Source organism: Pseudalkalibacillus sp. NRS-1564 (assembly GCF_050467905.1).
Taxonomy (GTDB): Bacteria; Bacillota; Bacilli; order Bacillales; family Guptibacillaceae; genus Guptibacillus; species Guptibacillus hwajinpoensis_B.
On record NZ_JBITPM010000006.1, the window covers coordinates 49,878 to 76,795 of the forward strand.

Consider the following 26,918-nt stretch of genomic DNA (forward strand, 5'->3'; position numbering starts at 1 on the left):
CAAAAAAAGCACATGATTATGACGTCTATCGGAGAAATTATGTAAAAAGGCGAAAGGAGGACTTCATATGAACATAACGCGTAGAGAAGCAGAAATGATTCGAACAGCTCTATCACCGTTAATAGATGATAACAACAAAGAAACATATGCAGGGATATTAGAAAAATTGGTGCTCACTCCGACTCTTTATCAATTTAGTGATTGGGAAGGGTTTATGAATGATTGTCTAGTTGATAACGAAGAATCAATTAATTAGTCAGGGCTACTCAGCACCTGACTAATTTTATTTGATAAGACACAAAGAAGCGAGCCAGATAAGAATTGTTTACATATGATGGATATTAGAGAGGAGGGGGGAAGTAAAGAAAGGGAGAGTGAAATAATGGCAAGTAATTCAAAATATACAATTACTAGAGATTATATCGATAAAGGTAAGTCCAGACCAAAAGAAAAAAATGATGGAATTAGCTTTATAGTCGCTCATGATACAGGTAATCCAGGTTCAACGGCATACGTAAATCGAGCCTATTTTGCTAAAAATATTATCTCAGCGTCTGCTCATACGTTTATTGATGATTCGATTATTCTTGAAATCATTCCATTAACTGAAAAAGCATGGCATGTACGTTATGTAACGGAAAAGGACAATCTCCTTTATAACGGAGATGCGAACGATAAAGCGATCGGTGTGGAACTTTGTTGGGGAGGAGGTATATCCTTTATAGAGGCATATGACCGCTATGTTTGGTACCATGCTTATTTATGTGATAAATATAAACTCGATCCTGAATCAGATATAGTTGCCCACTCAACACTTGATCCAACACGTAGAACAGACCCTGAGAATGCATTAAATCGCTATGGAATTACATGGTCGACTTTTATTGAAGATGTAACAGGCGTTTGGAAAAACTTTAAAGAATTAAGTAGCCCTGGGAAGGTGAAATCTACTACTAGCACACTTATTGTTAGTGCAGGTGATCGTGGGAAAGAAGTTGAGAGAATTCAAGACCTTCTCATTCGTGTAGGAATGGACCTGCGTGAATTTGGGGCGGACGGCATTTTTGGAAGAGAGACGCAGGAAGCAGTTGAGAAATTTCAGCGATTAACAGGTCTAGTGGAAGATGGGATTGTTGGTCCGAAAACACTTGCTGCTTTGAAGCGAGCTCCAAAAGGTGGATTCGCTATGAATGCTCCAGTAAGACCTTATCCTGGTCGATATGTGATGAATGGCGATCGTGGCAAAGATGTAGAGGCCGTTCAACGAGCGGTTAATGTGAATCCCGATGGTATCTTTGGACCCGCAACTGAAAAGGCTGTAAGAGCTTATCAGAAAAGAAAGGGATTATCAGTAGATGGGATTGTTGGTCCAGATACATGGAATATGCTTTTTTAAGTAGCGCATTGAGAACCTCCAACGCAGCTCTTCCAGCTTACAATGCAACAGAGGCAGGTATCGTCTCACTATCGAAATCATTGGCAAGTCGTTATGCGAAGCGGAAAATACGTGTGAACGTTATTTCGCCAGGACCAATTGATACCCCTCTTCCTCGGAAGTTATATGGCACAGAGGATGGGTTTCAGAAAGCCTATAAACAACATCCTAGAGGGTCATTTGGAACGCCTCTTGAAATCGTAAAAGTGGTTTACTTTCTATCAAGTGAGGACGCAAGTTATATTAATGGTCATAATCTTGTTGTTGATGGTGGGTATACCCTATCGTAGAAAAAAGGCCGTTATCGTTGATAACGGGCTTTTTTCTTATGGTTTTGGAACCTGTAAATCTGGCATCCACTGCTTCATATGAAGATTCATTTCATTTAATAAATCAGGTTTTACTTCACTTAGCGGGTGGACTTTATACTCATTATCTACATAAGTCGGTGTAAATGCTGGGGAAGTGATTGAGAGCATAGAGTTTCCTCGGAAATTCTTTTTGACGAATTGAACCTCAAGAATGCCTCCGATATCTTTGTAATCCCCTTTTTGACCTGACCAAAAATTACCTAGTGAATAGGCAACCAATACATTGCGCTTGTCGTTTGTTTCAATCCATTCTAACGGCTGGAGAACGTGGGGGTGATGACCTAAAATCAGGTTTGCTCCCGCTTCAGCTACATAAGCACTAAGTTCTAGCTGGTTATTGTTTGGATAGCGTTCATATTCATTTCCAAAGTGTAAGCTTACAACTACCCCATCCGCTACCTTTTTGGCTTTTTGAATATCTTGAGTTATGAGTTGTTTATCAATGTAGTTCACGAGATAAGGTTTATTTCCAGGAGGGCGGAGGCCATTGGTTCCGTAAGTATAGGAGAGAAAAGCCAGCGTTATCCCATTATGTTCAATCGTTCTAATGATAGTGCGATCTTTTTTTGAAACATAACTTCCTGTATAAAGAACGCCGATTTTGTTCCAATGTTTAATCGCATTTTGGATGGCTTTTTCTCCTCGGTCTAAAGTATGGTTATTCGCCATCGATACAATATCTACTCCGGAATTTTTAAGTGCGTCCCCAACTTCTGTTGGACTATTAAAAGAAGGATAAGATGAAAGGCCGATTGATGTCCCGCCGATGACGGTTTCTTGATTGGCGATCGTAATATCAGCTTTCTTTAATTGGTTTTGAACATCTTCAAGCATTGGATTAAAGTTAAATCCATTGCCTACTACTGCCTTTTCATAAACTCGGTCGTGAATGAGTATATCTCCCACCGCCGAAAGCGTTAAGGAAGCATTCTGAATAGCTGTATTCTCCTCAGTTTGTTGAGAGATGTTCCGATAGGTCGTGAGCAGCTCAGACGGCTGCTGAGGTTCAGTTTCATTTTGTGTAGAAAGCACAACTATGAGACCAGCCACAATAAAGAAAAGTATTCCAACAATAACGGATGTTTTTTTCATTAAGTTCACCCATATCCATATGTATATTATTAATATGAAATTAGTTTGCATCACCGTTATATTATCACCTTTTGATGAGAAAAGCATGTTCCTATCAAAAGGATAGACATGGTGAATTCACCATGTCTATTGGGGCGTATGATGTGGTCGGATTTTATAGTTTGAATTAGAGCTCACTGAAACGGTGTGAATGTTTTCTAGAAAAGTAGACAGAGTGGTATTTTCTTGTTGAAGTAACTTCGTTAAGGTTGCTTTTGTACTTGTCCTATAGACGCCCTGTAGAGGTTTAAGTGTCCCATCTACCAATGGAATTGCGCCATCTGCATGATAACGCAATACGTTTTTAATTAGTTTACTTGTTATAGATGTTGAAATGGAAAGTGTGTCTACTTCAATAACCCATGCTATTTCTGTTCTAGCGAGAGATAGTCCGGCATGCAATCCTCCTATAGGTCCCCTATTTGGATAAAAGTCCGTAATGATGCGAATATTTGTTGGGACGTGTGGTAGTAACTCTCTAGGAGTATTTGTAACGATAATGACCTCATCTGCAATTTGACTCATTTTTTTGATCTGACATAAGATGATTGGCTCATTATGATGTAGTAGAAGGGATCTATGGTGACCGTTTACATAATCATTACGTCCTCCGGCTAAAATGATTCCTGTTAGCATGCTCATCACCTTCCAATTTTTTGTTACCTTAAATGTAATATGGTTGAGGAAAACTAGGCTGTAAACAATGTCACATTTTCAAGAGAAAAATGATTGAGGTGTGATGTATATCACACTTAGAGTGGAGTGGAACTCTTATAATGATGCTAAGAGAAACAATATAGGAGGCGAAAATCATGAAAGTTACTTGTCCCATCTCCACTATGAATAAAGGCGGATACAATACACAGTCATTTTCAAAGGGTAATTTTATTAAATTAGCAGAATTAATGTATGAACAACAGGTTAAGCGTGGAGAAACGATTTATTGGGAAGGCAATGAATCGAATCATATATATTATTTGAAAAGCGGAGCAGTAAAACTTACGAAGAGTTCTGATGAGGGTAAAGATCTTGTACTCTATCATTTTCAAGCAGGAGATCTGTTCGGAGAATTCCATGATGATAGTCATGTGCAGAATAGCTTTAGTGCAGAAGCCATGACGGATTGTAGTCTAGGTATCATCCAGCAGAAAGATCTTGAAACAATTTTATGGCAAAATGGGGATCTTGCCATTGAGTTTATGAAATGGATGGGCTATATGCAGCGTTTTACCCAAACAAAATTACGCGATTTGATGTTCTTCGGAAAGCATGGAGCACTCGCTTCAACTTTGATTAGAATCGCCAATACTTATGGGTTTGAAGAAGGATCAAGTATTCGTATGACTACGAAGTTTACAAATGCGGAGCTTGCAGACTTGATTGGAGCAACTCGAGAAACGGTTAATCGAATGCTCAACCAGCTTAAGAAAGATGAGATTATAGCCTATGATGGGGGAGCAATCCTGATTGAAGATCTCGATAAATTGAAAGCCATATGTCATTGCGAAGGCTGTCCAAAAAACATATGCAGGTTATAAGGCGTGAGAGTTCAGGAGTTTTAATCCTGAACTCTTTTTTTGTCTTGATCGTGATGGCGTGCGGAGGTTGTGGAAGAGGATACTCGCCAAAATCGATAAATATTGGCTAAATTCAGATATATTAGCTAACTCGTGAATGTTCTCTTGTTTAGTGAGTTTAGTCACAGATTAGGAATGTGTATTCTCATACAATAAACCTATAGTGAAGTATAAAGGAGGATGAGTGATGGGGGCTCTTGAGGAGAAGAAAGAAACAGCCAGAAAAGTTGTAATAAATAAGGGAGGACCAAACCTGAAAGGGACGATGGTCGCAGTAATGTTACTTGGTGGCTTTATTCTATTATCCTGGTTTGGGGTTTACTGGCTATATATGGTTCGTCTTTAGAAAGGGGGAAAAGAGATGCACATGCACAAATTAGAAAGACTTTGGCTTATGATTGGAAGCGGGACACTTATTCTTTTTCTTTTAGTCATTGGTGTGAACGCTTTCGCAATGGGGCATACGCCACCGAGTGATAACGAAATTCTTGATCCAACAAAAGTAGATGTAACTGCGCCATTTGATCAACCTGGTTTAAAGAAAATAGGTGAGAATGAATATGAAGCGGTTTTAGTTGCTCAAGCCTTCACCTTCCAATCAAATGATGAGCTGAAAATACCTGAAGGGGCTACCGTTCATTTTAAAGTTACTAGTAAAGACGTTGTTCATGGATTTCAAATCCCAAAGACGAATGTCAATATGATGATTACTCCTGGGCACGTGAATACCATTACACATACGTTTGATGAGGCAGGACAATTCCTGATTTTATGTAATGAATATTGCGGGGTAGGACATCAGGCAATGGGTGTACCTCTGGAGGTGACAAAATGAGTCATTCTATAGTAGATCGAAATGATGCAAAGCTCAGTATGGCTCATTTGTTAATTGCCTTTGTAGCTGTTCTATTAGGTGGTATTGCAGGATTACTACAAACGTTAGTAAGAAGTGGAACAATTCAGTTACCAGCAGGAATAGGATATTATCAGCTTTTAACTGCACACGGGATCTTACTCGCACTTATTTTTACAACTTATTTTATTATTGGGTTCTTTTATGCCGGCATGAGCAGAACAATGGGGAAGTTCTATGACCAACCATACCGTATGGCGTGGCTGGGATATATCATAATGACGATTGGAACGGTTCTTACAACTGTTATGGTTTTATTAAATGAGGGAACGGTTCTGTATACTTTCTATGCCCCGTTAAAAGCGTCTCCATGGTTTTATATTGGATTAACGTTGTTTATTATCGGAACATGGTTAGCGGGCGGTGCGATGTGTCATCAGTACTACATTTGGAAAAAAGTTTCTCATGAGAAGCTATCTCCATTATTTAGCTTTATGGCTGTGATGACGATGGTGCTGTGGTTTGTCGCTACGATTGGTGTTGCTGTTTCAGTTATCTTTCAGTTTATTCCCTGGTCATTCGGTTGGGTGGATGAAATTAATATTCTTCTAAGTCGTACGCTTTTCTGGTATTTTGGTCATCCACTCGTTTATTTTTGGTTATTACCTGCCTACGTCTGTTGGTACGTTATTATACCCGAAATTATAGGTGGTAAAATTTTCAGTGATTCTTTAGCACGTTTGTCTTTCGTCCTTTTCTTGCTATTTTCGATACCGGTAGGATTTCATCATCAGTTACTCGAATCTGGCATTTCTCCTTTTTGGAAATTTCTACAGGTTGTGTTAACGTTTATGGTTATTGTTCCTTCACTCATGACGGCCTTCTCACTATTCGCTTCTTTTGAAATCGCTGGTCGTCGCAAAGGGGCAAAGGGCCTCTTTGGATGGTTCAGAGTATTACCATGGAGAGATGCGCGGTTCTTTGCGCCCATGGTCGGAATGTTGATTTTCATTCCAGCTGGTGCTGGTGGGATCATTAATGCAAGTAACCAAATGAACCAGATTGTGCATAACACGCTTTGGGTAACTGGGCATTTCCACCTTACCGTTGCCTCAAGTGTGGCTCTTACTTTCTTTGGCATTGCTTACTGGCTAATTCCTCATCTTACTGGAAGAGTATTGACGGGGAAAATGCACAGCATTGCGAATTTGCAAACAATTTTGTGGGCGATTGGCATGTTTTTTATGTCAGGAGCCATGCATACAGTGGGTTTACTTGGTGCACCGAGGAGAACAGCTTATACGACTTATCGGGATAACCCTGATGCATTAGGGTGGATTCCATATGAAGTGACGATGGCCGTTGGTGGATCAATCCTGTTTCTTGCCATTTTGCTGTTAGTTTACATTATTGTGAACCTCACGTTTTTTGCACCAAAAGGAAAAGAAGATTTTCCGATTGGAGAAGTGGCAGAAGATGCAGAGAAAACGCCTGCTATTTTGGAAAACTGGCGACTATGGCTTAGCATTGCGACAATACTCATACTTGTGGCTTATACAGTACCGGTCGTTCATATGATTGAACATGCACCACCCGGGTCTCCTGGGTTTAAATTTTGGTAATCAAAGCGCCGGTTATAATCCGGCGTTTTTCTATTGTACATCAGTTTGGTATAGTTAAGTTGGAAAAGAGGAGGGGTATAATTGAAAAAGTCTAATATCTTGTTTATTGGTGCTGGGCGCATGGCTGAGGCTATTTTCTCAGGACTTAAACAGTCTGGAAATATGGGGACAATTACGGTAACGAATCAATCTGATCAGAAGAAATTGGATGATTTGAGAAAAACGTATGATGTTGAAACAGGAGTATGGCAGGATGTCATTTCCGAACATGATATTGTCATACTAGCAATGCCCCCAGCAGCACATCCAGCTGTTCTTAAAGAGCTAGCTGATCGAGTAACAAATCAATTTATCATTACAGTTGCTGCAGGCATAGGTCCTTCTATTTTAGAAGCATCACTTCCAGGACGTCCAACAGCCTGGATCATGCCGAATACAGCGGCTGATATCGGTGAGTCAATTTCATTATTCACGTGTGGAAATCACGTTACAGAGGATCATCGTGAAGCACTTCAGGTCATTCTGGATGCTATCGGAGAGTCTGAAGAGTTGTCTGAGAAGCAAATTCATGATCTTACTGCAATTACGGGAAGTGCTCCAGCATTTGTTTATCACTTAGCAGAGTCACTTGAAAAAACGGCTGCGTCTTATGGATTAACTGCTGATGTAGCGAGGAAGCTTGTTGTGCATATGATCTATGGATCTGCTTCAATGCTTAAAGATGGGCGAGACGCAGGAGAATTGCGTGATCAAGTGACAACACCAGATGGGGCTACTGCTGCAGGACTAGATGTTCTGAGAAAGGGAGATTTCAGTCAGCTTCTGCATGAGGCGATTCTCGCTGTAAACGACAAAGCGGCTGAACAGGCGAAATAAAAAGAGGATGCCCATTAAAGCGGGCATCCTCTTTTTGATTATTATAAAATATAAGGTCCTAACAAGAAAATGAGTATTCCAAGATTTAATCCTAGTTGATAAGAAGTACGCTGAAGAATGGTCCATTCTTGGTCCTGTCCTATTCGACTGATGATGAAAGAGACAAGGAAGATAATCACTGGCCAGACGTATGGAGCTCCTTCAAACGTAAGATAGGTAGGGGCAAGGTTTTGAAAGGGGCCGTCAAGAATCGAAGGTAAGAAAATCATCTGGGACCCAACGCAAAGGAGGACAATTGTCCATTCTACCCAGCTCTTATCCTGCTCAACTGCAGTTGTATTTGCAAAATATAAGTACATTAAAGCAACTGCCGGTAGAATCAGAAAACCAAAGGAAAAAGCTAGCATTGCGAACATACCTACAATTGCTGTGAATGTATAATAAAGAGCGAATTTCAGATCATCTTTTGACGTTTCATTACTGCTCTCAATTACGGTTGAATCAGTAGATGCCCCATGTAAAACCAGGCCATTGTCTTCTTGGTCCATCCAAACTAGCGATTGATCTGTAATCGAAACAGGTCGTATCGAAAGTTCCTCACTTGTACTTCTTCTAGAAGCCACCCATTCTCCATCCTGGCGAGATGCTTCATAAATACTTATAACAGAACGTTTCGGAGATATTTCGCCGTCTGCACTAAACAACAGATGAGGTTTTCCATCTACTTTAGTTAAAGAGAAATAGTTAGGCCTTGGGAAGCTATCTCCTGTTTCAACATTAGTGATTTTCAAGAGGTTAACTTTAGCCTCTTCTCCACTAATACTTTCGCCAAAGTAAGTGTTAATCACTCTTGTTCCCTGTCTTGTTGCACTAACTGTATATGTAAACGTCAAGGTTTCATCTACCTGGATCATCTGGAGATTGCTGTATAATTCTCCTGACGAGAGAGGGGTTTCGTGAATAATAACTGGTTCTTTGCCCGGGTCAAACGTTAGAAATTGATTTGTATCTTCTGATTGAACATAAAGAAATAACTGCCCGTTTTCTGCAAAGGTTCCACCTTTTATGTATTGAGGTAACTTCGTTTCTGAATCAATTGTTCCTTCTGGAGAAATGGCGTAAACCGTGTGGCGTGACCAGGCTATAACCCCATCATTTGATGCATTTATACCTTCAATCTTATTCAGGATGGATTGCTCTTCTCCATTTCGAGCATAGATAATTTCATCCTTTTTTTTGTAAATGGCTTGTTTATCATCAACATAGAAAGAGTACCCTTCAGGAATAGCATACTCGAGATTTTCTGAGGATGTTTCAAGCTGTTCGTTTACGACGACTTTTCGCACAGGATCGCCGCTGAAATATAGCGTACTTACTTCTTCTTCATGTTCCACAAACATTTCACTATCCTCAGCTGCTACGTCTAAAGCAATTGTTCTACTCCATTCTTCGTCGGGTTTTTCTTGAAGAATTGACAGCTGATGGAGAAAAATTAATAACAAAATAACGAGGCCAGTTAGTATGGGAAGCCCAAATTTTTTCATTCAATCACTCCTTATTCCTTACATACGTTTGAATTTTACACAAGTTTCAAAAAATTTACAATAGGTTTTAGTTTGAATCGCCAAAAGATTTCGTGAATACAATACGGTAGCTAAATTCAGGGGGTACCGTTATGGATATGAAGAGGGTGAATGAGAGAATAGATGAGTTAGTAAAAGAAGCAGTAAGTCACCAGGAGAAGAATGGCTCATTTCATAGTCTTCTAACTGATGCAGTTATGATTGTGCTCATAAGAACACTTGGGTTGAAAGAAGAAACATTAGTGGATCAGCTTGTCCATCGTTTGCTGATGAATCAGTCAAGGGGCGGGTATTGGAAGCTATTTGAAGATGATGAAGGGAATCTTTCGGCTACAGTTCAGGCGTATCATAGCCTCCTTTATTCGGGGAAAATAAAGCGGGAGCATCCTCAGATGAAGAAAGCTGAGTTGTATATCCGAAAGTGGGGAGGGATAGAGAGAACGGATTCAATGACTAAAGTTTTTCTAGCATTAAATGGTCATCTGGAATGGCCACAGCTTTTCCATTTTCCGATGTTATTTATGCTTATTCCTGGTTCATTCCCGGTTTCTTTCTTTGATTTAAGCTCATATGCCCGCCTCCATTTTGCGCCAATCATCTTATGTCAGGATCTACGCTATTCGATTAAGACGAGCTGGACACCTGATCTCGCTCATTTATTAAATGAAGAACGCGTTTTTTCAGACGCTATCAAATCATTATGGGATTCCATAGTTCAATTTCCAGATAATCAGTTGTTCAAAGCAAGAAAGAGAGCTGAACAATATATGTTACAGCGAATTGAAAGTGATGGAACGTTATTAAATTATGCTACTGCCACATTTTTCATGATTTATGCCATGCTCGCCCTTGGTTATGAAAAACAGTCTCCGGTTATTCTACGTGCTATAGATGGTTTGAAGGGGATGTTGTGTTTGTCAGAGAATCATATTCAAAACTCTCCCTCTACGATTTGGGATACTGCTCTAATAACGCATACGCTCCAAGAAGCAGGACTTTCAAGTGTTGATCCTATCATTATGAAGGCAAGTAAATATTTAGGAAGAAATCAACAAACAAAGTTTGGAGACTGGGCGATGGCAAAACAGAATATTATACCTGGGGGATGGGGATTTAGTGAAGGAAACAGTATTCATCCAGATGTAGATGATACGACAGCTGCCCTAAGAGCAATGAAACATGCTTCTTCCTCAAACAGCTGGCAGCGAGGAGTGAACTGGATACTTGCGATGCAAAATAAGGATGGGGGATGGCCCGCATTTGAAACAGACCGTAAAGCTCTTCTATTGAAAGATCTACCGATCGATGGAGCGCAATCTTCTTTTCCTGATGATTCGTCAGCCGATCTTACCGGAAGAACTGTCGAATTTCTATGTAACTTCGCTGGGTTACAACATAATCATCCATCAGTAGTAAGAGGAGTAAAGTGGCTTGTTAGCAACCAGGAGAGTGATGGTTCATGGTGCGGAAGGTGGGGGATTTGCTATGTTTACGGTACATGGGCAGCTGTAACTGGACTGAAGGCAGCGGGGTATAGTGCGTCTTTTCCTACAATCAGTAAGGGTTTAGAATTTCTTAAAAAGATTCAGCAGGAAGATGGTGGATGGGGAGAATCATGTAAAAGTGATGAACAAAAAAAGTATATTTCTCTTAGCTATAGTACACCTTCCCAAACCGCTTGGGCAGTTGATGCTTTAACAATTTGTGGAGATTAATGTGATGCACTTCATAAAGGAGTAGAGTATCTTACGAAAGGCGCTTTTGAAAATAAAGAACTCACTTATCCAACAGGAGCAGGATTACCAGGTGGCTTTTACGTTCACTATCACAGTTATAAAATGATCTGGCCGCTCCTTGCCCTTGCCCATTACAGACAATTGTTGAATCAGGAGTGAAAGAAAGAGCGGATGCACGATATGCATCCGCTCTTGATCGTTCTACTTTGCTTCGACGCCGCTTTTTTCAACTTCATTCACAGTGATTTCTCCAGTTCCACGAGGAATTTTTACTGTGTGTATCTTCTTCGCTTCAAGTGCTCTTGCAATAGCATTGGTTGCGTCTGAAGGGTCAATTTTGTCCCCGCAAGTATAGACATCTACTGAAGCATATCCGTGTTCAGGAAAACTATGAATGGTAAGGTGGGATTCAGCAATAATAACGGCGCCACTAATTCCCTGGGGCTCGAACGGGTGGAAGACTACGTCTCTAATTTCGGCTCCAGCTTCAAGTGCTGCACTAGCAAAGGTTTCTTCTATATAGACTAAATCGTTTAATTTCTCTTTGTTACAGTTCCACATTTCAGCGATAATATGGTGACCTAATGTTTCGATGGTAATAGCCTCCTTATTGGTTGCATCCTATAGTTTTGATTTTAGTAAATCGTTTTATACAGTTTTCTCCCCTATGAATGAGATATTTAAACATTAGGAGTGTCTTGATTTGACACCTTATGTTCAAAAGTTTAAACTTAAGAACAATAAAGAGACTTGCCTGAGGAGATGATACGATGGAAGTGATAGAAGAAATAGTAAGAACACAAAGAGAATATTATTATAATGGAGAAACGAAATCGTATGCTTTCAGAAAACAAAAGCTAGAGACATTAAGAAAAGTCATTAAAGAATATGAACCTGAAGTATTAAAAGCACTTAAGGAAGATCTTCATAAATCAGAGTGGGAAGCTTATACAACTGAAATTGGTTTTCTGCTTGAAGAAATAAAGTTTACGCTAAAGCATTTAAAGGAGTGGATGAGCCCTGAGAGAGCGAAGTCGCCTGTCACTCATCTTGGTTCTAAAAGTTATGTTCATCGAGAGCCATATGGCGTTACATTAATTATTGCTCCTTGGAATTATCCATTCCAGCTGCAGATTGCCCCTCTTGTTGGTGCCATTGCAGCGGGGAACTGTGCCGTTTTAAAGCCATCGGAACTAACACCCGCAGTGTCTGCTGTGATTGCCAAAATGATTCGAGAAGTCTTTCCGCGAAAGTATATTGCTGTCGTTGAAGGTGGCGTAGATACGAGTACGGAGTTATTAAAGCAATCGTTTGATCATATTTTCTTCACAGGAAGTGTTCCTGTCGGAAAAATTGTGATGGAAGCTGCGGCTAAACAACTTATACCGGTAACGCTTGAACTTGGCGGAAAGAGTCCGGCCATAGTAAATAAAGATGCTAATTTAAACTTAGCTGCTAAACGAATCATGTGGGGTAAATTCACAAATGCTGGACAAACGTGTATCGCTCCAGACTATTTATACGTTCATCGTGATGTAAAGAAAGCATTGTTAGAACAAATGGCTCAAGTCCTGGTTGAATTCTACGGAGAAGATCCATTGTCTGATCAGAAATACGGTCACATCGTAAGTGATCGTCATTTCCAAAGATTAAAAGAATTCCTAAATGATGGTGACGTATTAATAGGTGGGCAACATAAAGAAAAGGAACGTGTCATTGCCCCAACAATTATGGATAATGTGTCTTGGGAAGATCCTGTCATGCAAGAAGAAATCTTTGGTCCGATCCTTCCTGTTCTTGAATTCACAGATATTCATACTGTGATTGATGATGTACGCAGACGCCCAAAGCCACTTGCTCTTTATTTTTTCTCAGAATCTGAAAAAATGCAAGATTTGATCACTTCTTCTATTTCTTTTGGAGGCGGATGTATGAACGACACGTTAATGCATATCGTCTCACCTTATCTACCATTTGGTGGTGTTGGTTCAAGCGGTACTGGAAGCTATCATGGTCAAGCGAGCTTTGAAGCATTTTCTCATCAGAAAAGCATTGTGAAACAAACAACGAAATTCGATTTTGCATTTCGTTATCCCTCTGCTAAAAACGGGCTAAAAATGATAAAAAGGATCATGGGATAACAAGGTTTTTTCTTTAGTGATCTACCGTGTCGTGATATGATTACGAAAAGCAGTACTCGAATGATTCTGAGCACTGCTCTATTCTCGATTAACTTAGGGGGAAGTAGATATGAGTAAAGGTGTTATTAGTCTTGGTGAAGCATTAATTGACTTTATTCCTCTGGACAAGGACAATCTCACGTATCAAAAAAGTCCTGGTGGTGCTCCTGCAAACGTATCCGTTGGACTTGCACGTCTCGGTGTTAACTCCACGTTTCTAGGGAAAGTTGGGGATGATGTCCTCGGACGATTTCTCCAAGAAACGCTAAAAAATTATGGTGTTGATGTATCAACGATGATCCTAACTGAGTCAGCCCGAACCGGAGTTGTCTTTGTTACAAATGCAGAAAACGGAGAGCGTAGTTTTGACTTTTACATAAACCCAAGTGCCGATCGCTTTTTGCATGCAGAAGAAATAAGTGACGATTTATTCGAGCGTCACCGTATCCTTCATTTTGGATCAATTTCAATGATTAGTGAACCTTCTAGAAGTGCAACTAAGGTAGCGGTTGAAAAAGCAAAAGAAAATGGATTAATCATTTCTTATGATCCGAACTTACGACTAGGCCTATGGGAAAGTGAAGAAAGAGCTAAAGAAACGATCGTTTCAATGTTATCAGAGGCAGATATACTAAAACTTTCTGAAGAAGAGCTCACATTCATTACAGGTGAAGAAGCGATCGAAGATGGAATTAAGAAGCTCGCTCATTATCGTATTCCAGTGATCTTTATTACTATGGGTGGTGAAGGTAGTCTCGTTTTCACACCAGACTACTCACTTAGAGTACCTGCTATGAAAGTTAAAGCCGTTGATACAACAGGCGCAGGAGATGCATTTGTTTCTGGCATTTTACACGGCTTCAATGAATATGAAGGCTCTCTTAGTGATCTATCGCGTGAAGAGCTTGAACGTATGACGCAATTTGCTAGCGTGTCTGGTGCTTTAGCAGCTGCAACGAAGGGTGCAATGACCGCTCTTCCAACGAAAACAGAAGTGGAAGAAATATTATTAAAAGAGTCGAAATAATGAAGCACCCCCGCTAATGTGCGGGGTGTTTTTGTGTACAAGATCGCCATTGCACAAAACTAGAATGAAGTCTTGCTGTAAGATACAATGAAAAAGGAACTTATAAACTATTCGGAGGTGCATCGTATGAACCGTGATTTTTTATTAGAATTGTTATCAACCGCTTCTCCATCAGGAGCTGAAATGGAAATCCAGCATAAATGGATGGACTATGTAAGAGAGTTTGCAGATGACATTAAAACGGATAACGCAGGTAATGCGATCGGAATTCTTAATCCAGAAGCAGAATTTAAAGTGCTTCTTGCAGGACACTGTGACGAAATTGGATTTATGGTGAAGCAAATTGATCAAAATGGATTTATTCGCGTAGAGAAATTAGGTGGAATTAGTCATAAGCCTGCTATTGGCATGAAAGTAACAATTCTAGGCACACATGGAAAGTTAACAGGTGTATTTGGTGTCAATGCAGAACATCACGGAGGGGCGAAAGAGTTTCATTTCGAAGACCTCTATATTGACTGTGGTGCAGCTACAAAAGAAGAAATCGAGAAGTACGTCCAAATTGGGGACCTCGCAGTCTATAAACGAGAAGTTGAGCACCTCTTAAATGACCGAATTAGTGGAAGAGGATTAGACAACCGGACTGGTTCATTTATCGTAGCAGAAGTTCTTCGTGAAGTAGCCAAGCGTAACCCTAAAGTAGGTGTTTATGCTGTTAGTACAGTGAATGAAGAAACAAACATGGGTGGTGCTTATTTCGCTGGTGCAGGAATTCAACCAACAATGGCCATTGCTTGTGATGTTACATTTTCTTCAGACTATCCTGGAATTGATGCAAGAAAGCACACAGAGGTTGATCTTGGAGGTGGACCTGTTCTTGCGAAAGGCGCTCCAATCAATATAAAAATCAATCAGCTCCTTGAAAAGGCTGCTAAAAAGCTTGATTTGAAACTTCAGTATGAGTTAACACCAAGAATGACAGGGACGGATGCAGATAAGCTTCGTTTAACAGGATACGGTGTTCCTGTATCACTTGTGTCCCTTCCGCTTCGCTATATGCATGCGCCGGTAGAAACAGTAAGTTTAAAAGATATGCAGGAAGAAATTGATTTGCTCGTGGAAATGATAGCGGATTTAACAGGCGAAGAAAGTATGAATCCACTAATTAAATAATAATATTGACAAAATTGTGACAATAGTGCTAAGATGACAGAGTGAAAAATAACGGTAAAGGAGAGTGTGTGTGATGAGACATATTTTGAAAGATATCCAACAACTAACTTCATGTACTCATAGACGCACTTTGCCAGGGATGTAACCCCTTTGTCACAGTAAAGGAATCGGCGCGCGTCATAGACGTGTGCCCTTTTCTATGTCTTAAGAAGTCATTAGACATAACCGCATGCGGTTATGTCTTTTTTGGTTTCTGAGAAAAGTGACAGTGGGGAAATGAAGTGATCCATGTAAGGAGGATGGTGAAATAGTCAATCAGAAAGCATAACTGTAGGAAAAAGTTAGGAGGGATTAAGTTGTTCTCTATTTTACGGAAATTGAGCTGGTTTTTTAAACAGCATTGGAAACGGTATAGCATTGCTATTGCTTTATTGATTTTTGGGGGTATTCTCGAGGTCATTCCACCAAAATTAATCGGAATGGCCATTGATGAAATAAACGTAGGAAGCTTAACCTGGGAAAGCTTACGAAATTATTTATTTTTTTATGGAGGGTTATTGCTCGTCGTCTATATCGTCACATATATTTGGATGTACCAATTATTTGGTGGTGCCTTTCTAGTTGAGAGGGCGCTCCGATCTAAATTGATGAAGCACCTCCTTAAAATGACGCCATCCTTTTATGAGAAAAACCGAACTGGAGACCTGATGGCAAGGGCCACAAATGATCTAAAAGCTGTCTCCCTTACCGCAGGATTTGGTATTTTAACATTAGTAGATTCAACGATCTTTATGTTTCTTATTTTGATTACAATGGGCGTTCTTATTAGCTGGAAATTAACGCTTGCGGCTATTCTTCCTCTACCCCTTATGGCTCTTGCCATGAATCGTTACGGAAAAATCATTCATAAGCGCTTTACAGCTGCCCAAGATTCGTTCGGAGATATGAATGATCAAGTACTAGAATCGATTGCAGGAGTTCGAGTAACGCGTGCTTATGTACAAGAAAGGGCAGATCAGCAGAAGTTTCAGAACTTAACGGAAGATGTATATAAGAAAAATATTGAAGTAGCAAAAGTAGATGTTTTATTTGAGCCAACTATTAAAGTTCTTGTCGGGATTAGTTATTTAATTGGGTTAGGGTATGGAGCGTATCTCGTTTTTCATAAAGTCCTAACACTCGGAGAACTGGTGTCATTCAATGTGTACCTGGGGATGCTCATATGGCCGATGATTGCGGTTGGAGAGTTGATCAACGTCATGCAGCGAGGAAATGCATCGTTGAACCGTGTCTTAGAGACGCTGTCTCATGAAGAGGATGTGAAAGAACACCATTTTCCTCAATATCTGGATACACCAGGTACGATCGTTTTTGAAGATGTTACTTTTACGTATCCCTCTTCATCTGTTACGAATTTACAAAATGTTTCATTTACTCTGAAGAAAGGCCAAACATTAGGCGTTGTAGGGAGAACAGGTAGTGGGAAAACGACATTACTGAAGCAACTTTTAAGAGAATATCCAGTCGGTAAAGGGAAAATCAAAATTTCTGATGTGCCGATCGAAGAAATTTCTCTCGAAACTCTGCAAAACTGGATTGGTTATGTTCCTCAGGATCAGATGCTTTTCTCAAGGTCGGTGAGAGAAAATCTTCTGTTTGGTAAAAATAATGGAACAGATCAAGACATTGATCGAGTGCTGCGGCTATCCGACTTTAAAAAAGATATACATGTGCTCCCTGAAGGGCTTGAGACGCTTGTTGGAGAAAAAGGCGTCGCTTTATCAGGTGGACAGAAACAAAGGGTATCCATTGCGCGAGCTCTAATGATTAATCCTGAAATATTAATTTTAGACGATGCAATGTCTGCCGTTGATGGAAAAACTGAAGCACAAATTATATCCAATATTCGCAATGAACGTTCTGGGAAAACGACGTTTATAGCCACGCATCGTTTGTCGGGTGTTCAGCATGCTGATTGGATTATCGTTCTTGATGAGGGCAAGGTGATTGAGGAAGGAACTCATAAAGAGCTTCTTTCTAAAAAGGGATGGTATCGTGACCAATTTGACAGACAGCAGCTTGAGGATTCATTGAAGGAGGTGCTGTAAATGAATCGACAGGTAGGAAAGCGATTAGTTAAGTATGCACTGGGTTTTAAGAAAAATATTCTTATTGCTTTACTCTTATTAATGGTAGCTGTTACAGCAGAGCTCTCTGGGCCTTTCATTGCGAAACGTATGATTGATGTCCATATTATGGGGATTGAGTATCCCTGGTATGAAACAGATCAGGGAGAAGAAGCTGTTAAATATGATGGGGACTGGTATAAACGAAGTGATCATTTTGGGAGCGATGAATTTAAAGGAGAGGAAGTAAGGATTCTTCAGGTAGGTCGCGACTACTATTTCGTTGATGAAGCGATCGCATACGATGGAGAACGGTCGGTTGACGACAACCTTATCACGATTCAAAAGGATGGGGAACAACAATCCTATCAAGCTAAAGAAATAAGCAATGAAGAACTGCTTGCCTTTTATCAACCGCAAATAGAACCGATGGTCTGGTTAATAGCGCTCTACTTTGGGCTTCTATTGTTCGCATCCTTTTTTGAATATGGGCAGGGACTTCTATTGCAAACCTCTGCTAACCGTATTATTCAAAAAATGAGAACGGATGTTTACTCCCAGATTCAGCGTTTGCATATCAACTATTTTGATAATTTACCAGCCGGTAAAGTTGTGGCAAGAATTACGAATGATACGGAGGCAATAAGAGAGCTTTATGTGACGGTGCTCGCAACGTTCTTCACAAGCATCTTTTATATGACAGGGATATTTATCGCCTTATTCTTGCTTGATGTAAAGCTTGCGTTGATTACATTAACGATTGTGCCACTCCTTCTGATTTGGATCTTCGTTTATCGTAAATATGCGTCGAAATTCAATAAGGTCATTCGAACAAGGATTAGTGATATTAACGGAATGATCAATGAATCCATTCAGGGCATGTCGATAATAAGAGCTTTCAAACGTCAAGAGAAGACTGAAGCGGAATTTGAAGAGCTGAATGACAGCCATTTTACTTATCAAAATAAGCTATTGAATTTGAATTCCTTAATGTCACATAACCTTGTGAACATTCTACGGAATATTTCATTTGTAGTATTGATTTGGTACTTTGGGGGAGCTTCATTAACGGCTGGGTCTATTGTGAGTCTCGGTGTTCTTTATGCTTTTGTGGATTATTTGAATCGCTTATTTCAACCCGTTACAAATATGGTGAACCAGCTAGCTAATTTAGAACAGGCTTTAGTAGCGGCGGACAGAGTTTTTGAGCTTCTTGATGAAAAGGGGGAAGATGTATCAGATGGTGAATTTCCTCGTTATGATGGGAATGTCACTTTCGATCATGTTTCGTTTGCATACAAAGCAGAAGAATATGTGTTAAAGGAACTATCATTTGAAGCGAAAAAAGGTCAGACGGTTGCCCTGGTGGGGCATACTGGTTCAGGGAAAAGTTCAATTATGAATTTATTATTCCGATTTTACGATAACCAAAAAGGAACGATCTCTATCGACGGTCAAAATATTCAAGATATTCCAAAGCAGCAGTTAAGACAGCATATGGCGATCGTGCTCCAGGATCTATTCTTGTTCACTGGAACGATTGCTTCGAATGTAAGTCTTAATGATTCCTCGATCTCAAGAGAAAAAGTTGAAAAGGCTTTAAAAGATGTGGGAGCAGAGCAGCTGCTTCGATCTCTTCCTAACGGGTATGATGAGGCAGTGATCGAAAAAGGAAGCACGCTTTCTTCGGGGCAAAGACAGCTGATCTCTTTTGCAAGGGCACTAGCGTTTGACCCTGCTGTCTTAATTCTTGATGAGGCGACTTCGAATGTTGATACCGAAACAGAAATGATTATTCAAAATGCGCTGGATATTTTAAAAAAGGGTCGTACCACATTTATCATTGCTCACAGACTCTCAACAATTCGAGAGGCTGACCAAATCCTTGTTCTTCACCAAGGTGAAATCGTTGAACGAGGCGATCATGATCAATTGATGAAGCAAAAGGGAAGGTACTTCCAAATGTATCAGCTTCAACAAGGGAAAAAGGTTGAGCAGGCTGTTTAGTAGATATCAGTAGATGAAATGAATCAAAGCCGTAGCTTAAGCTACGGCTTTGATGTTGGAGGGTGCAAACCCCATTCTTTTTCTATTAGATATGTTAGGTATACTGTTGATTCTCGATCTTTGGCTTATTTTAGTGAACTCTTTATCTCACTCGTCTTTCAGTCTGAAGAGAGTAATAAGTAGTTGCATCTATCGTTGAGAGGGGCGGAATCCAGCTTGTTCGGCTTCATCTGTGTTACAAAACATTTCTTCTGCTTTCGTAATCTCGTAATATGATCCTTCAGGAACGTGGTAAATTTTATCTCCTTTAGAATTAATGTTCCCTTTAATGTCACAACCTTGTTGAGATCCCTTGTCAGTAGATGTGGAGTCAGATGCTTCAAAGGATTCGTTAAATCCTTCTTCGCGAACGTAATCTTCAATACTCCAAATGCCTTTGCCTTCTTCTTGAGCCTTACGCTGAATTTCTTGGAATGTATCAACGTACTTTACGTTTGGCTGATAAATATAAGCAACTCTTGCTAGTCCTTCTTCAAGGAGCATCTCATTAAACATCTGATCGCCAATCCATACGTAAGCAAGCAGTCGACCGTATTTGTCGCGTTCTGAAACATCTATCTCGACACCAATTTCTTTTCCTTCTAGTTGATTCTTAGCAAACTGGGAGGCTTCAGGTCCATAGGGTTGTACAGGTTTACTCGGATGCTTTGTTTCCGGAGTGTCAACGAGAAGGAGTCTAATTGTTTCTTCTCGATCTTCAAGAGTTACTTTCAATGTATCGCCATCAACAACTCGATCCACTGTTGCCGGAATTGTGTTTTCTTTTATTTCTGTATCAGATGTGAGTGTAGCGCATGCAGATAAAAATACGATGATAAAAAGAAAAGGCAGTCTTATTCGTATCATTTGTTACTCTCCTTTCCGTTCCACTTAGGTCTTAGACGCCCATATTAGGCATAATCTAAAAGGGGGGTGATCCAATTGAATCACGGATGTATTTACTGTGAGAAAGAATTGCTCTTCCCGTGGGAACGACGAAGATTGGTTTGCGATGAATGTCATTATGCAATATCAGACACCTATCATGAAGATTATAGAGAAATTGGTGAAAGAAAAATAGAACAGAAAGCCCGTCATTAATGACGGGCTTTTCTTTGAGTGTTCTAGTTCAAGCGTTCCAATATCTCCGTTTCTAAACGCTCGTCTTCGCTTTTCATGTCTAGCTGCGCGGGCCAAATCCTTCGGCTGTTTCGCCCAATCGAATGAGACAAAAAGCGTCTCAATCTCATGGGCTCCAACATCCTGCGGATTTAGGCAGGCCCGCTTCGCTTTTCTTAATACCTTTTAACGGCTAGGGTGCAGCGGGATATGCAGATTAGTTCTTCTTGTTCGTCTACGATGTTGATTTCCCACACCATTGTTCTTTTGCCGATGTGGATTGGTTCGGCGATGGCTCGGACGACGCCGTCTTTTTTGCTTCGGAGGTGATTAGCGTTGATCTCCATCCCAAAAGTTGCTTCGTTTTCTGAATCTAGATTAAGTGTGCCGCCTATGCTGGCTGCTGATTCTGCTAGGGCTACTGATGCGCCACCGTGAAGAAAGCCAAGTGGTTGATGAGTGCTTGGTCCAACTGGCATTTCGAGAACAACTTTTTCAGGTGTTAATGTAATGGCTTTAATGCCGAGTGCCTCTAACATTGTATTTGCAAATTCCATCGTATTACCCCCATTTTTATGTACTTATTTACAGTATACACGAGGCTAACGTGAGAAAAAGAGAAAAGTTAGCGATCGATAGGCTGTAGCATTTCTAAATAAACTCCTTTTTACTTTCATTCAGAGAATAGAGGATTATTTTCACGAATTTATGCAAAGGTGAGGGAGTGGTTCATAAATATAAAAAAGTCAGAGACCAAATGGATCTCTGACTTTCTCATCGTGTTAAATGAAATAGGCTAATAATAAACCAATGGCCATTAACAGTCCGAATTGTGTATGCATTTGAGCAGTTGCTTGCATAGCAGGCATCATGTGAGCTGCTTTTGTTTTTCCTTCAAATAAGCGGATGGCTTTAAATGCTTTAGGGATGCTTAATATTATCAACAAAAGCCATAAAGATGAATCAATTGTAATAATAAGTCCAACCACCCAGAGGTAGGATACGATAAACATACCTTCTAAAAATGTTACAGCCTTATCATGTCCGAGAAGAATCGCAAGTGTTTTACGTCCTTTTTCTTTGTCGCCTTCTAAGTCACGAATATTATTCGCCATGAGGATACCGCCAACTAGAATGGATATAGGAATCGAAACGAGAATGCTTTCAAACGTAATCACACCTGTTTGAATAAAGAAAGAAAGTAATACAAGTATTAGTCCCATAAATACACCAGCAGCAATTTCACCAAATGGTGTGTAGGCGATTGGATACGGACCGCCAGTGTAAAAGTACCCTGCTGCCATGCAGATTGTTCCAATAACCGCAATCCACCATGTTGTAAGGACACAGATATAAACACCTAAAAGAATCGCAATGCCGAAGAAAATAAAAGCAAGGTTTAATACTGTTCTTGCACTAACACCATCTCGTACGATAGCGCCCCCAATTCCTACACTCCCAGCGTGATCGAGACCCCTTTTGAAATCATAGTATTCATTAAACATGTTTGTTGCAGATTGAATAAGAATAGATGCGATCATCATCGCCATAAACAATCCAAAATGTAATGTATGACTTTGAAGGGCAAGCATTGTGCCCAGAAAAACCGGGACGAAGGAAGCAGTTAATGTATGCGGCCTGAGTAAACGCCACCATACCTGCCATGTTGGTTTTGAAGGCGTGACTTTGTTCAGCTTATCGTTGCTGTTATTCATACGCTCTTCCATATAATTGTGTCTCTCCCTTTAGTAATAAACTTCTTATAAATTCCCCTTGTGACCATTATAGTTTAAAAAAATGGATAAGGGGTGTCAATCCTTTTGTCAATATCAAGAAGTCTCTGTCAATAGAGGAAAGTAGCGAATTTCCCTTCAAACGAAAGAGAAATGAAGGTTATTCTAAGTTTGAGGTGGGTAAAAGTAGTTATTCTTCCATTCAAAAACGATCCTTCGTTCGAAGGATCGTTTTTGAATGATTAATAATATGGGTAAGGATATGGGTATGGTCTGAAGAACGCAATACTTCCTAGTCCTACTCCTAAAAGACCGCCAAGAAAACCTCCTGCAAGTGCTCCGAAGAAAAACATGCCTGGTCCTTCGGGATGTTGTGGTCCGTCACAATTGCGATTTAAAGGGCGGATATAAACAAATTCATTATCAACTTCTTCAACGTGACCTCTATGCAATTGACCGTCATGACACTTGATTTCAACACATTGTCCTATGTGTTGACGACAAACCCCATGGTAATAGTGTCTGGACAATATAGACCCTCCCTTATGCATTAGTTTATAAACGACTGCAAAGCAGCGTCTACTTTTATCAGTGTATGCTCACTATTTTTTTTGCTAAGGGCACTTGCGGAACATTAAAATGGTTTTTTTCTATGAGATGGGGAATCTATACATAAGAACCATTCATACGGTTAAACAGCTTCGTTGACAGTCTTAGCCAGACAGGTGTATCCTTTAATTAACTGTGGCCGAGGCTAACTCGGTCTGCTTTTGCATGGACAGAAAGTTGGGGGGAGAAGACGGTGTCTACAATACAACATCAAGAATTATTTAGCCTGCTTCATCAAGGTGTAAGTAAGGCAGAAAAGCGGGGAACGTCCGTGCTTGTTAGTCAGGTGCTATCAGTAGCTGCTGTCGATCCCCTCTCCTTTTATGCTGCAGGTTCGTTTACTAACGAGAATGATCGAACATTCTGGTCGGACCCTGAGAATGACACGACAATAGTGGGCCAGGGTTGTGTGAAGCAATTTGAGGCTCAAATCGATCGTTTTCGTTCAATTGAAAGTGATTGGCAAACTTTTTTAGAACAAGCGATCATAGAGGGGGCTCCTTCAAGGCCAGGTGTTGGACCGGTTCTGTTAGGTGGGTTTTCATTCGATCCAACTGCCCCAGATAGCGGTGAATGGGATTCCTTTCCTAAAGGCGGGATGGTTCTTCCAGAATTAATGTTAACTTCAGCTGGAAACCATGCTTGGCTCACACTCAACGCAATTGTTAGCGCAGGAGATAATGTGGAAGTTATATCTGAAGCGCTTTTAGATAAGCATGATCGTCTTTTTGAGAAGCTTACGTCTCATGCCTATGCAGATGTCGATGCTATTTCAATAGAAGAAATACGACCTCAGGAATGGAAAGAAACGGTCAGAAGTGCTGCTGCTAATATTAGAAATGGCCATCTTGATAAAGTCGTTTTAGCGAGAGAAATTAAGCTCCAGTCGACTCAAAACTTTTCATCAACCCAAACACTGACAAATTTAAAAAAACAACAAAGTGATAGCTATGTTTTCGCGTTTGAATATGGAGACAAATGCTTTCTTGGAGCTTCACCTGAACGGTTAGTCAAAAGAGATGGACAACAAGTGTATTCGACTTGTCTTGCGGGCTCTATTCAACGAGGTGAATCGAAGGAAATGGATGATGAACTTGGACAAGCACTTCTTCATGATCAAAAGAATCGAATTGAGCATGATCTTGTCGTTCAAATGATTCGATCAGCTATGGAAGAGGAGTGTGAATTTGTTCAGGTACCGTCAAGGCCGGAAATTCTTAAAACGCCTCATATTCAACATTTATTTACTCCTGTTGTAGCAAGGGCTGGTAGAGAGACAAGCCTTTTTCGTATGGTTGAACGGCTTCATCCTACCCCTGCGCTTGGCGGTTATCCTCAAAAGGAAGCCGTAAATGAAATTAAGCGAATAGAGAAGCTTGATCGAGGTTGGTATGCAGGACCTGTTGGTTGGGTTGATTATCAGGGAAATGGAGAATTTGCTGTAGCTATACGCTCTGGTTTACTTAAAGGAGAAGAAGCAACGCTATACGCTGGGTGCGGTATAGTTGGAGATTCTGACCCTGATAGTGAATATGAAGAAACCAAAATGAAGTTTAAACCAATGCTAACAGCTCTTGGAGGTAAGAAATATGACTGACCAGGAAATACTAGCAAGTTACGTAGGGTCATTTGTTGATGAGCTTGTACGTTCAGGTGTTAAACATGCTGTTATTAGTCCAGGATCGCGTTCTACCCCGCTCGCAATGGTCATGGCTGAACACCCGTTACTAAACGTCTGGGTGCACATCGATGAGCGATCTGCTGGTTTTTTTGCGCTTGGCATGGCCAAATCGCATAAGGAACCTGTCGCACTTCTATGTTCTTCAGGTACGGCTGGCGCTAATTACTATCCTGCTGTTATTGAGGCTGCACAATCCAATATACCGTTGATTGTTTTGACTGGCGATCGCCCGCATGAGCTTCGTGATAATGGAGCTCCACAGGCGATTGATCAAATCAAGCTATATGGGGACTATGTGAAGTGGTTTATGGAAATGGCGATGCCTTCTTCCTCTTCAGATTTAAATCGGTATATCAGAACTGCGGCTTCTAGAGCGACAGCCGTTTCTTCCGGTCTCCCTGCTGGACCTGTGCATCTTAATTTCCCATTTAGAGATCCCTTGATACCAGATCTATCCTATTCAGGTCTTTTTTCAGATGGTAGGGAGAATTATGAGCCGTGGGTAAATGCGGCAGATCACATACGTGTTTTAAACGAAGATGCAGTCACAGATTATGCAAACAAATTAGCTGGCAAGAAAGGTATTATTGTGGTCGGACCTCAGGATAACGACGAATTAGCTGAACCGCTATTTGCTCTTGCTGAGGAATTAGGTTATCCGGTTTTAGCAGATCCACTTTCAAAATGTCGGCATATTGATTCTCCTAATCTTGTAAAAGGGTATGACGCCTTTCTTAGGGGCGAGGTGGATTCAGAGCTATACCCTGAAGTAGTGATTAGATTTGGGGCGATGCCAGTTTCAAAAGCTTATATGCTCTTTATGAAGAGTGTAGCAAGCCCTATTCATATAGTTGTGGATGAGAGAGGATGGAGAGACCCTACTCTTTATAGTTCTGACATGCTTACAGTTTCCTCTGTATCGTTTGTAAACAGTCTTCTTCCTGCTGTGCAAAGCAACAACTCTACTGAGAAGCGGTGGTTACACAAATGGAAGGCCATTAACCAAACGACTCTCACCTTACTTCATGAAGATTTAGGAACTGACGAGCTATTTGAGGGCCATGTGTTTAGAGAATTAGGGAAACTGATGAGTGAGAATGATCTCCTGTTTGTAGGGAATAGCATGCCTATTCGCGATATGGAGAACTTTTTCTTGCCAGAGAATTCTCGACCTACTGTAATGGGGAATCGAGGAGCGAATGGTATTGACGGTATTATTTCAACAGCTCTTGGAGCAAGTACAGCCTATTCTTCTAGCGTGCTGGTGATTGGTGACCTTTCTTTCTACCATGATATGAATGGTCTGCTTCTAGCTAAGCTATATGAGATCAATATGACGGTTATTGTGGTTAACAATGATGGCGGAGGGATTTTCTCATTTCTACCTCAGCGCAAGCAGGAGAAGCACTTTGAGAAACTCTTTGGCACACCACATGGACTAAATTATGAACATGCTGCCGCATTATATGAGGCAAGTTTTGAACGCGTATGGAATTGGGAAGAGTTTAGTTATGCGTATGAGAAAAGTCAGAATCACCATGGGCTAAGCATAATTGAAGTTCCAACTGATCGTGATGCCAATCTTAGGCTTCATCGAGAGATGTTCGCGAAGGTTTCGAAGGGAACAGCAATAGTCCTGCAGGAGAGTTTTAAATCATGATTTATACCGTTGGTGGACAACCTTTTCATGTCGAAATCGCAGGAGAAGGAGAACCTCTTCTATTATTGCATGGATTCACAGGATCGAGTGAGAACTGGTCTTCTTTTATGAAAAGATGGTCCAGGCTATATAAAGTGATTGCAATCGATCTTATCGGTCACGGCGAAAGTGCGAAACCGAATGATGCTTCTCAATATACTATGGAATCTATGGGGAGTTACTTGAAACAACTATTAAATTCACTTGGGATCGATCAACTCCATTTGCTTGGCTATTCCATGGGTGGACGTTTTGCTTTGTCATTTGCTGTCCAGTACCCTTCGCTCATTAAAACGCTTATTCTGGAAAGCAGTTCACCTGGGCTTTCTACGGAAGATCAA

General features: G+C 40.5%; 24 protein-coding genes and 2 pseudogenes. 18 read left to right on the forward strand and 8 right to left on the reverse strand.

The window, feature by feature from the left end; all coding sequences use genetic code 11:
* The first annotated feature begins 67 nt into the window (after positions 1 to 67).
* The 4 genes and pseudogenes from ACIFPW_RS02850 (at position 68) to ACIFPW_RS02865 (ending at position 1,725) form a co-directional block, all read left to right on the forward strand.
* On the forward strand, positions 68 to 256 hold the full coding sequence (locus ACIFPW_RS02850; protein ID WP_430241866.1) for a hypothetical protein: 189 nt from the start codon (positions 68 to 70) through the stop codon (positions 254 to 256).
* Positions 257 to 382: 126 nt separating this feature from the next.
* A pseudogene (locus ACIFPW_RS02855) lies at positions 383 to 919 on the forward strand (peptidoglycan recognition protein family protein); the annotation flags it as partial.
* A 21-nt stretch (positions 920 to 940) separates the two neighbouring features.
* On the forward strand, positions 941 to 1,396 hold the full coding sequence (locus tag ACIFPW_RS02860; protein ID WP_430241901.1) for a peptidoglycan-binding domain-containing protein: 456 nt from the start codon (positions 941 to 943) through the stop codon (positions 1,394 to 1,396).
* The gene (locus ACIFPW_RS02865; protein ID WP_430241868.1) at positions 1,378 to 1,725 is read left to right on the forward strand and encodes an SDR family NAD(P)-dependent oxidoreductase; all 348 of its coding nucleotides are present in this window, start codon (positions 1,378 to 1,380) and stop codon (positions 1,723 to 1,725) included. Before ACIFPW_RS02860 ends, ACIFPW_RS02865 begins: the two co-directional genes overlap by 19 nt.
* Positions 1,726 to 1,761: 36 nt before the next feature.
* Here the strand turns inward: ACIFPW_RS02865 and ACIFPW_RS02870 are convergent, their stop codons facing one another.
* Both ACIFPW_RS02870 and ACIFPW_RS02875 read right to left on the reverse strand, forming a co-directional pair.
* Complete coding sequence (locus tag ACIFPW_RS02870) at positions 1,762 to 2,898, reverse strand: CapA family protein (protein ID WP_430241870.1); 1,137 nt, start codon at positions 2,896 to 2,898, stop codon at positions 1,762 to 1,764.
* Positions 2,899 to 3,024: 126 nt separating this feature from the next.
* Complete coding sequence (locus ACIFPW_RS02875; protein WP_430241871.1) at positions 3,025 to 3,573, reverse strand: molybdenum cofactor guanylyltransferase; 549 nt, start codon at positions 3,571 to 3,573, stop codon at positions 3,025 to 3,027.
* A gap of 176 nt (positions 3,574 to 3,749) precedes the next feature.
* Here ACIFPW_RS02875 and ACIFPW_RS02880 point away from each other — a divergent pair, with 176 nt between their 5' ends.
* The 5 genes from ACIFPW_RS02880 to proC all read left to right on the forward strand — a co-directional run bounded on the left by ACIFPW_RS02880 (position 3,750) and on the right by proC (position 7,865).
* A complete protein-coding gene (locus ACIFPW_RS02880; protein WP_430241873.1) occupies positions 3,750 to 4,475 on the forward strand; it encodes a Crp/Fnr family transcriptional regulator in 726 nt (241 codons plus the stop codon).
* A 226-nt stretch (positions 4,476 to 4,701) separates the two neighbouring features.
* Positions 4,702 to 4,860 (forward strand): cytochrome c oxidase subunit 2A, encoded by a 159-nt coding sequence (locus ACIFPW_RS02885; RefSeq protein WP_194219170.1) that lies wholly within the window; start codon positions 4,702 to 4,704, stop codon positions 4,858 to 4,860.
* 15 nt (positions 4,861 to 4,875) lie between these two features.
* On the forward strand, positions 4,876 to 5,349 hold the full coding sequence (locus ACIFPW_RS02890) for a cytochrome c oxidase subunit II (protein WP_430241875.1): 474 nt from the start codon (positions 4,876 to 4,878) through the stop codon (positions 5,347 to 5,349).
* Positions 5,346 to 6,989: a b(o/a)3-type cytochrome-c oxidase subunit 1 gene (locus ACIFPW_RS02895; RefSeq protein ID WP_430241876.1), complete on the forward strand. Its 1,644-nt coding sequence runs from the start codon at positions 5,346 to 5,348 to the stop codon at positions 6,987 to 6,989. The genes ACIFPW_RS02890 and ACIFPW_RS02895 overlap by 4 nt, the downstream gene beginning before the upstream one ends.
* A gap of 81 nt (positions 6,990 to 7,070) precedes the next feature.
* Positions 7,071 to 7,865, forward strand: coding sequence for a pyrroline-5-carboxylate reductase (gene proC, locus ACIFPW_RS02900; protein ID WP_430241878.1), 795 nt, complete (start codon positions 7,071 to 7,073; stop codon positions 7,863 to 7,865).
* Positions 7,866 to 7,906: 41 nt separating this feature from the next.
* On the opposite strand, the gene ACIFPW_RS02905 is transcribed toward proC, so the two are convergent.
* Entirely contained in the window at positions 7,907 to 9,409 is a 1,503-nt protein-coding gene (locus tag ACIFPW_RS02905; protein WP_430241880.1) for a hypothetical protein, read from the reverse strand.
* A 137-nt stretch (positions 9,410 to 9,546) separates the two neighbouring features.
* Between ACIFPW_RS02905 and ACIFPW_RS02910 the strand changes: the two are divergent.
* Positions 9,547 to 11,343: pseudogene (locus ACIFPW_RS02910) on the forward strand (terpene cyclase/mutase family protein).
* 42 nt (positions 11,344 to 11,385) lie between these two features.
* Here the strand turns inward: ACIFPW_RS02910 and speD are convergent.
* Complete coding sequence (speD, locus tag ACIFPW_RS02915) at positions 11,386 to 11,778, reverse strand: adenosylmethionine decarboxylase (protein ID WP_194219625.1); 393 nt, start codon at positions 11,776 to 11,778, stop codon at positions 11,386 to 11,388.
* Between the two features lie 176 nt (positions 11,779 to 11,954).
* Here speD and ACIFPW_RS02920 point away from each other — a divergent pair, with 176 nt between their 5' ends.
* The 5 genes from ACIFPW_RS02920 (at position 11,955) to ACIFPW_RS02940 (ending at position 19,697) form a co-directional block, all read left to right on the forward strand.
* Positions 11,955 to 13,325, forward strand: coding sequence for an aldehyde dehydrogenase (locus ACIFPW_RS02920; RefSeq protein ID WP_430241882.1), 1,371 nt, complete (start codon positions 11,955 to 11,957; stop codon positions 13,323 to 13,325).
* Positions 13,326 to 13,434: 109 nt separating this feature from the next.
* Complete coding sequence (locus tag ACIFPW_RS02925; RefSeq protein WP_430241883.1) at positions 13,435 to 14,391, forward strand: aminoimidazole riboside kinase; 957 nt, start codon at positions 13,435 to 13,437, stop codon at positions 14,389 to 14,391.
* A 126-nt stretch (positions 14,392 to 14,517) separates the two neighbouring features.
* Positions 14,518 to 15,564, forward strand: a complete 1,047-nt coding sequence (locus tag ACIFPW_RS02930; protein WP_430241884.1) for a M20/M25/M40 family metallo-hydrolase — start codon at positions 14,518 to 14,520, stop codon at positions 15,562 to 15,564.
* A 356-nt stretch (positions 15,565 to 15,920) separates the two neighbouring features.
* Complete coding sequence (locus ACIFPW_RS02935) at positions 15,921 to 17,672, forward strand: ABC transporter ATP-binding protein (RefSeq protein WP_430241886.1); 1,752 nt, start codon at positions 15,921 to 15,923, stop codon at positions 17,670 to 17,672.
* Positions 17,673 to 19,697 carry an ABC transporter ATP-binding protein gene (locus tag ACIFPW_RS02940; protein ID WP_430241888.1) on the forward strand — a complete coding sequence of 675 codons (2,025 nt, stop codon included), beginning with the start codon at positions 17,673 to 17,675 and terminating at the stop codon, positions 19,695 to 19,697.
* Between the two features lie 189 nt (positions 19,698 to 19,886).
* Here the strand turns inward: ACIFPW_RS02940 and ACIFPW_RS02945 are convergent, their stop codons facing one another.
* The 4 genes from ACIFPW_RS02945 to ACIFPW_RS02960 form a co-directional block, all read right to left on the reverse strand.
* Positions 19,887 to 20,603, reverse strand: coding sequence for a thermonuclease family protein (locus tag ACIFPW_RS02945; protein ID WP_430241890.1), 717 nt, complete (start codon positions 20,601 to 20,603; stop codon positions 19,887 to 19,889).
* A 428-nt stretch (positions 20,604 to 21,031) separates the two neighbouring features.
* The gene (locus ACIFPW_RS02950) at positions 21,032 to 21,412 is read right to left on the reverse strand and encodes a hotdog fold thioesterase (RefSeq protein WP_226614868.1); all 381 of its coding nucleotides are present in this window, start codon (positions 21,410 to 21,412) and stop codon (positions 21,032 to 21,034) included.
* Positions 21,413 to 21,637: 225 nt separating this feature from the next.
* Positions 21,638 to 22,570 carry a 1,4-dihydroxy-2-naphthoate polyprenyltransferase gene (locus ACIFPW_RS02955; protein WP_430241904.1) on the reverse strand — a complete coding sequence of 311 codons (933 nt, stop codon included), beginning with the start codon at positions 22,568 to 22,570 and terminating at the stop codon, positions 21,638 to 21,640.
* Between the two features lie 260 nt (positions 22,571 to 22,830).
* Positions 22,831 to 23,118, reverse strand: coding sequence for a hypothetical protein (locus ACIFPW_RS02960; RefSeq protein WP_194219658.1), 288 nt, complete (start codon positions 23,116 to 23,118; stop codon positions 22,831 to 22,833).
* A gap of 272 nt (positions 23,119 to 23,390) precedes the next feature.
* Here ACIFPW_RS02960 and ACIFPW_RS02965 point away from each other — a divergent pair, with 272 nt between their 5' ends.
* The 3 genes from ACIFPW_RS02965 to ACIFPW_RS02975 all read left to right on the forward strand — a co-directional run.
* Positions 23,391 to 24,794 (forward strand): isochorismate synthase, encoded by a 1,404-nt coding sequence (locus ACIFPW_RS02965; protein WP_430241893.1) that lies wholly within the window; start codon positions 23,391 to 23,393, stop codon positions 24,792 to 24,794.
* Positions 24,787 to 26,538, forward strand: coding sequence for a 2-succinyl-5-enolpyruvyl-6-hydroxy-3-cyclohexene-1-carboxylic-acid synthase (gene menD / locus ACIFPW_RS02970; protein WP_430241895.1), 1,752 nt, complete (start codon positions 24,787 to 24,789; stop codon positions 26,536 to 26,538). Before ACIFPW_RS02965 ends, menD begins: the two co-directional genes overlap by 8 nt.
* A partial coding sequence (locus ACIFPW_RS02975; RefSeq protein WP_430241897.1) for an alpha/beta fold hydrolase occupies positions 26,535 to 26,918 on the forward strand: 384 nt, incomplete at its 3' end. The genes menD and ACIFPW_RS02975, both read left to right, overlap by 4 nt.